This window comes from Phosphitispora fastidiosa, assembly GCF_019008365.1.
GTDB lineage: Bacteria > Bacillota > Thermincolia > Thermincolales > UBA2595 > Phosphitispora > Phosphitispora fastidiosa.
In genome coordinates, this window is the sequence record NZ_JAHHUL010000047.1 from 1 (window position 1) to 1,851 (window position 1,851).

Here is a 1,851-nt window from a genome sequence, read left to right on the forward strand (position 1 = left end):
GATTTTCTGCTGTTATCAAGAGTTTAGCCGGGGTTTACAAAACTTTGAATCCCCATAAGTGTTTCTGAACCCGCGGCTTCGTCCAACACGTGTTGCCGCAATTGAGCATATAAAGTAATGACTTGACGCCGGTAGGGCCAGTGCTTAACCGGTGTTTTTGTATGCTCAACTGCGGAAACACGGCTAAATGTTAGGTGATATCTGGCGTTAATCAAAAAAGTATTTTTTTATCATTTCTATGATATAATATTATCATATTTAATGATAAAGGAGCGATTGCTAATGCCAATAATTCGACCAATCTCAGACTTAAGAAACAATTTCAATCAAATCTCTGAACTTTGCCATGATGAAGGGGAACCTGTATTCATTACAAAAAACGGTCAAGGCGACTTAGTTGTCATGAGTATGGCAACATATGAAAAACTTGAAGCAATAATTGAATTATACCAAAAACTTGGTGAAGCCGAACAAGAAAGTACATCTGGCGCACCGACTATCAGTCATAAAGAACTAATGAAGAAAATGAGGGCTACCATTGATGGGTAAGAAGTATCAAGTAAGGTATCTTCCAAGCGCTGAAAAAGACTTCATGGAAATAATTGAGTACATTAGGGCTGATAACCCAACTGCTGCTATGAATTTCATTGATCAAATTGACGAAACCATATCTCAATTAGAATTATTTCCTATGATGGGACAAATCCCCAAGGAAAGACGACTTCAATCTCAAAACTACAGAATGCTGATAATCGGCAACTATTTAGTCTTTTATTCAATAAAGGGCAACATTGTTGAAATCAGAAGAATTCTTCACGGAAAAAGAAGATACTTTTTTCTTTTTGACCCCAAATAGCCAGATTTCGCCTAACGGCCTTGCATTTCCGACGTCACCCGGCCTTAAGGTGAAGTCCGAACCTTACATAGCTCTTATGTCAGGTTCGGGCTAACCGGCCGCTGCCGCGGTTAGGCTGGGGGATGTGGCGCGGCACACCCCGAACATGTATTACCCCCTAACCGGCTTCTCGCGCTCATCCGCGCCCAGAGCGGAAATGCGTTGTTGAACGAAACCGCTGAGGCGGTGGCTGGCCAAAACTGGCTGTTTTGTTTCCTCCCCCAAAAATTCGTTCCTTCTACCATTTTCCCTTTAGAATTAAAGAAAAACAATATCTTAAGGAGATGGTTCTATGAATGGATTACTTGCGAAAATGCAAATGAATCTGGAACTTGCAGTTTTCAGCCCCAAAACTCAGGATAACTACATGCGGCATGTTAATAGTTTTCACGGTCACTTTGACAAACCTCTTAAATCCCTCGGCTATGACGAAGTGAGGCAATTTCTCCATCATGCAATTACGGAACCGAACTTTACCCGCTGTTTTATCTGTTGACGAGGTTAAAGCTATCTTTAATGTTACCGGAAATCTGAAGCATAAGGCTATTTTGATGACTACCTATGCTGCCGGTCTCAGGGTCGGTGAAATTGCTAATCTTAGGGTCTCTGATATCGATAGTAAGAATATGCAAATCCTTATCAGGCAGGGTAAGGGCAAGAAAGACCGTTATTCCCTGCTCTCTCCTGCTAACCTCTCTATCCTCAGGCAGTACTGGATGCAGTACCGGCCTTCTTATTGGCTTTTCCCCGGCAAGCCTGCGGATAAGCCTATCTCTATCCGTACTGTGCAGCAGGTTTTCGTTGATGCCAAGGTCAGGTCCGGAATTCAAAAGGATGTTTCTATTCACACCCTCAGACATTGCTTTGCCACTCATCTGTTGGAAGCGGGGACAGACATTTTGCTTATCCAACAGCTTTTAGGGCATACGGATTTGCGTACTACCTGTATTTATCTT

General features: G+C 42.5%; 4 protein-coding genes. All 4 read left to right on the forward strand.

Translation table 11 applies throughout. The features are described 5' to 3' along the window. The first annotated feature begins 282 nt into the window (after positions 1–282). The gene (locus Ga0451573_RS18835; protein WP_231685739.1) at positions 283–549 is read left to right on the forward strand and encodes a type II toxin-antitoxin system Phd/YefM family antitoxin; all 267 of its coding nucleotides are present in this window, start codon (positions 283–285) and stop codon (positions 547–549) included. After that, entirely contained in the window at positions 542–856 is a 315-nt protein-coding gene (locus tag Ga0451573_RS18840; protein ID WP_231685742.1) for a type II toxin-antitoxin system RelE/ParE family toxin, read from the forward strand. Before Ga0451573_RS18835 ends, Ga0451573_RS18840 begins: the two co-directional genes overlap by 8 nt. Before the next feature lie 358 nt (positions 857–1,214). Continuing rightward, complete coding sequence (locus Ga0451573_RS20355; RefSeq protein WP_353740083.1) at positions 1,215–1,391, forward strand: phage integrase N-terminal SAM-like domain-containing protein; 177 nt, start codon at positions 1,215–1,217, stop codon at positions 1,389–1,391. Further along, a partial coding sequence (locus Ga0451573_RS18845; RefSeq protein WP_231685741.1) for a tyrosine-type recombinase/integrase occupies positions 1,348–1,851 on the forward strand: 504 nt, incomplete at its 3' end. The genes Ga0451573_RS20355 and Ga0451573_RS18845, both read left to right, overlap by 44 nt.

Excerpts from the sequence above, each read along its gene's own strand:
- Ga0451573_RS18835 (WP_231685739.1), top strand. The coding sequence starts at position 283 with ATGCCAATAATTCGACCAATCTCAGACTTAAGAAACAATTTCAATCAA.
- Ga0451573_RS20355 (WP_353740083.1), top strand. The coding sequence starts at position 1,215 with ATGAATCTGGAACTTGCAGTTTTCAGCCCCAAAACTCAGGATAACTAC.
- Ga0451573_RS18840 (WP_231685742.1), top strand. The coding sequence starts at position 542 with ATGGGTAAGAAGTATCAAGTAAGGTATCTTCCAAGCGCTGAAAAAGAC.